The 3810-nt window shown below is 50.4% G+C and carries 5 protein-coding genes; 2 read left to right on the top strand and 3 right to left on the bottom strand.

Features of this window, described 5'->3' with window-relative positions; all coding sequences use genetic code 11:
• Positions 1-20 precede the first annotated feature (20 nt).
• The gene (locus IM290_RS21335) at positions 21-695 is read left to right on the top strand and encodes an SOS response-associated peptidase (protein ID WP_193042690.1); all 675 of its coding nucleotides are present in this window, start codon (positions 21-23) and stop codon (positions 693-695) included.
• A gap of 48 nt (positions 696-743) precedes the next feature.
• Positions 744-1325, top strand: a complete 582-nt coding sequence (locus tag IM290_RS21330) for a hypothetical protein (protein ID WP_063137795.1) — start codon at positions 744-746, stop codon at positions 1323-1325.
• On the opposite strand, the gene IM290_RS21325 is transcribed toward IM290_RS21330, so the two are convergent.
• The 3 genes from IM290_RS21325 to IM290_RS21315 all read right to left on the bottom strand — a co-directional run bounded on the left by IM290_RS21325 (position 1308) and on the right by IM290_RS21315 (position 3727).
• Positions 1308-2576: a Y-family DNA polymerase gene (locus tag IM290_RS21325; protein WP_193042689.1), complete on the bottom strand. Its 1269-nt coding sequence runs from the start codon at positions 2574-2576 to the stop codon at positions 1308-1310. The two genes, IM290_RS21330 and IM290_RS21325, sit on opposite strands and share 18 nt — an antisense overlap.
• A 1-nt stretch (position 2577) precedes the next feature.
• The gene (locus IM290_RS21320; protein ID WP_017694105.1) at positions 2578-2997 is read right to left on the bottom strand and encodes a translesion error-prone DNA polymerase V autoproteolytic subunit; all 420 of its coding nucleotides are present in this window, start codon (positions 2995-2997) and stop codon (positions 2578-2580) included.
• A gap of 172 nt (positions 2998-3169) precedes the next feature.
• Positions 3170-3727, bottom strand: coding sequence for a recombinase family protein (locus IM290_RS21315; protein WP_193042691.1), 558 nt, complete (start codon positions 3725-3727; stop codon positions 3170-3172).
• Between the last annotated feature and the right edge of the window lie 83 nt (positions 3728-3810).

Below are 3810 nucleotides of genomic sequence, written 5' to 3'. Positions count from 1 at the left end.
CTGACTGACTGGAGGTTTCTATGTGTGGACGTTTTGCACAAGCCCAAACTCGTGAAGAATATCTGGCATATCTGGCCGATGAAGCCGATCGTGACATCGCTTATGACCCGGAACCTATTGGCCGATTCAACGTCGCTCCCGGTACCAAGGTCCTGCTACTGAGCGAACGCGACGAGCAGCTGCACCTCGATCCGGTGTTCTGGGGTTACGCACCGGGGTGGTGGGATAAACCGCCACTGATTAACGCGCGTGTCGAGACGGCTGCCACCAGCAGAATGTTTAAACCGCTATGGCAGCATGGCCGGGCTATATGTTTTGCGGATGGGTGGTTCGAATGGAAGAAGGAAGGCGACAAGAAACAGCCCTACTTCATTCACCGCGCCGATGGCCAGCCGATTTTTATGGCAGCGATCGGCAGCACACCGTTTGAGCGTGGCGATGATGCAGAAGGTTTCCTGATAGTGACGTCTGCGGCCGACAAAGGTCTGGTCGACATTCACGACCGCCGGCCATTGGTTTTGTCACCGGAAGCCGCCCGGGAGTGGATGCGCCATGATATAGGCGGGAAGGAAGTGGCAGAGATAGCAGCCGACGGCGCTGTTCCAGCCGACAAATTTATCTGGCACGCTGTGACGCGCGCCGTGGGGAATGTGAAAAACCAAGGACGTGATCTATTAGAACCAGTCTCGCTCTAGTACTATGTATTCACTAATATTCTTCGTGGTTTAAGCAGGGAATGCCTAATGAATAACTGTCGTGATTGTAGAAATCCAATACACCACGGAGCTAAAAAATGTCACCACTGTGGAAGCTATCAGAACTGGATCCGTCACCTCAATACGTTTGCTCTGTTTACTGGCTTCTTTCTGACACTGCTTTCAATATGGACAATTCCATTCATTAATGGTGTTTTTCAATCTAAACAGGCAGAAATAGTTACCTCTATCATATCTGGCGAGTCAAATAAGCTTCATTTTATGATCGCCAATAACGGCAATCAGCCGGCAGCAATTACTTCTATTGAAATTGACAGCAAGATGAGTTTCGGGATAGGTACATGGTACCTCGATAACCAGCTTGATGGCACACTCCTTGAACCAGGGCAAGCTAAAGTACTTAATGCCTCAAACGGGGCACCTATACCTTCCCCTCTTCCCTATGAAATTCAGACGATTTTAAATTCCAAAGACGATGTACCAAAAAACTGTACTTTAGTCATCCAATACGTCGAACTTAATGGCAGCAACAAAACTTTTACTTATCCTTTTACGTGTTCGCCTGTCGAAGTATCTCAATCCCATGGCGGCCTAACTGACCGTCAATAAATCGGCATAACGAGTTGTGTAGCGAGGTGAGAGCATGTCACGTTTCATCTGCCACTGCTGCTGTATGCCCTGCCCAGCAAAGTAGAGCGTGCCTTTTCCGCCTTTAGCATTGAGCTGGTCGAGGACCTGCATCAGCTGCGCACTGTCTTCACGCGGCGCGTTCTCGTCAAACAGGTTGAGCTGGGCCACACCCTGGCTGAAGAAGTCGCCCAGCATAATGCCAGCCTTTTGATAGCGGTGCCCATCCTTCCAGATTTTGTCCAGGCACTTTACAGCGGCGTTGATTATGTCGCGTGAATCCTGCGTGGGGGTGAGTAGCTTAATTGACGCGCTGTTGCCGTAATATGGCTCGTTAAGCGCGAATGGTGAGGTTTTCACAAACGTAGAGATAAAGCGGCAGTACTGATGCTCACCGCGAAGCTTTTCAGCACCCCGAGCGGCATAGGAGCAAATAGCCTGACGCATTTGTTCGTACTCTGTAATGCGTTCCCCAAACGACCTGCTGCAAACAATTTCCTGCTTTGCTGGCGCAAACTCCTCCAGATCCAGACATGGCTCACCGCGAAGCTCTCTGACGGTTCGCTCGAGTACCACGTTAAAGTGTTTGCGGATAATCCATGTGCTTTGTTCTGAGAGGTCCAGAGCTGTTTTGATGCCCATAGCATTGAGCTTCTTGGTGATGCGCCTGCCGACGCCCCACACGTCCTCTACTGGTACCAGAGCCAACAACCGACGTTGCCGATCGACATTCGAGAGATCAACCACGCCGCCCGTCTGCCGCTGCCATTTTTTCGCGGCATGGTTAGCCAGCTTAGCGAGGGTTTTCGTCTGCGCGATGCCAACGCCAATGGTAAGGTGCGTGCGCTTCAGAACCGTAGCGCGAATCTCTTTGCCAAACTCCGTCAGGTCCCGGCAGTTGCGGACACCTGTCAGGTCGCAAAAAGCTTCGTCGATACTGTAAATTTCGACGCGGGGGCTCATTTCCTCGAGCGTAGTCATTACCCGGTTCGACATATCAGCATAGAGCTCATAGTTGCTGCTGAAGCAAACAACGCCAGCGCGCCGGAATAAGTCCTTTTGCTTGAAGAAAGGCTCCCCCATGGTAATTCCAGCAGCTTTGGCCTCGGCGCTGCGCGCTATGACGCAGCCGTCATTATTCGAAAGAACAACCACCGGCCGTCCTCTCAAATCGGGCCTGAACACTGTCTCGCATGATGCGTAGAATGAATTCACATCACAGAGCGCAAACATATCAGCTGGCCGATTTAACAATGAAAGTAACTACGCCGAAAACGTCCAGCGTATCTTCGCTGCCTACCAAAATCGGACTGTAAGCACCGTTCATCGGATTGAGCTGAACAGTTGGACGCAGTTGAAGGCGTTTAACAGTAAATTCCCCATCCACAGCCGCAATGACAATGTCTCCGTGTTCAGCAGTCCGTGAGCTATCAACCACCAGCAGATCACCGTCGCTGATCCCCGCTTCTATCATCGAATCCCCTGCGGCTTTAACGAAATACGTTGAGCTGGGATGGGAAACAAGCAACTCATTAAGATCAATGCGCTGCTCTACATAATCAGCTGCGGGGCTGGGAAAACCACATTGCACCAAATCGCTGTATAGTGGGATTGCGATAATTTCTCGCAGTTCAGTAGGCCTGATAAATTCCATTACGTACACCTCAAATACTGTTTTTATATACAGTAGTTTCATTTCTGTTAGCACGCAACACACCGTAGTCGTAGCGACTGTTTAAAGCTTCACCGCTTCGTTTCTAAGTTTCTACCAGGCTTCGAATTATTATTTTTGTAAATTTTCCGACTGGAATCCCAGATGCACAAATTTAAGCCGGTTTGGATGCAGGGAATTTTTTATAAAGCGTACAGACAGCAACATCATAGATAATTGCCACCTGCTTTCTGTCCATTCCGTTTGAAATCAACCTACCAGCCTGCGCCCATTGCTCCTGGGTTAACTTCGGCCTTCTGCCGCCTATGCGCCCTTTCTCCCGGGCTGCCGCCAGTCCTGCCCGGGTGCGTTCCACGATCAACTCCCTCTCCATCTCGGCCAGGGCTGACATGATGTGGAATATGAAACGCCCCATTGGGCTGGATGTATCAATGCTGTCCGTGAGGCTCTTAAAGTGAATGCCGCGCTGCCGGAGTTCGTCCACCAGCAGAACTAAATTTCGCATGCTTCGCCCGAGGCGATCCAGCTTCCACACTACCAGCGTATCGCCCTCATTCAGAGTTCGCAGAAGCTTTTTAAGCGCTGGCCGGTTCGCTACCGTCCCGCTCATTTTTTCCTCAAAAACCTGTTCACATCCTGCGCGTTCGAGAGCTTGTCGCTGGAGATCCGTATTTTGGTCATTTGTTGACACCCTTACGTAGCCAATTTGCATGTTTTTCACCCAATATTTTCTGCAAAAAATCAGGTGAAGTTATCGGCCAAGCAGCCCTAGAGCAATCTATAAAACGTCGGTTT

Source organism: Enterobacter cloacae complex sp. S1, from assembly GCF_014930525.1.
In the GTDB taxonomy this organism is placed as follows: Bacteria; Pseudomonadota; Gammaproteobacteria; order Enterobacterales; family Enterobacteriaceae; genus Enterobacter; species Enterobacter hormaechei_C.
Note: the sequence above shows the minus strand (reverse complement) of the source record. Positions and strands in the feature narration are given on the sequence as shown.

What these genes read in the sequence shown, in the direction of transcription:
- IM290_RS21320 (WP_017694105.1), bottom strand. Translation starts at nt 2,997, where the DNA reads ATGGAATTTATCAGGCCTACTGAACTGCGAGAAATTATCGCAATCCCA.
- IM290_RS21315 (WP_193042691.1), bottom strand. Translation starts at nt 3,727, where the DNA reads ATGCAAATTGGCTACGTAAGGGTGTCAACAAATGACCAAAATACGGAT.
- IM290_RS21335 (WP_193042690.1), top strand. Translation starts at nt 21, where the DNA reads ATGTGTGGACGTTTTGCACAAGCCCAAACTCGTGAAGAATATCTGGCA.
- IM290_RS21325 (WP_193042689.1), bottom strand. Translation starts at nt 2,576, where the DNA reads ATGTTTGCGCTCTGTGATGTGAATTCATTCTACGCATCATGCGAGACA.
- IM290_RS21330 (WP_063137795.1), top strand. Translation starts at nt 744, where the DNA reads ATGAATAACTGTCGTGATTGTAGAAATCCAATACACCACGGAGCTAAA.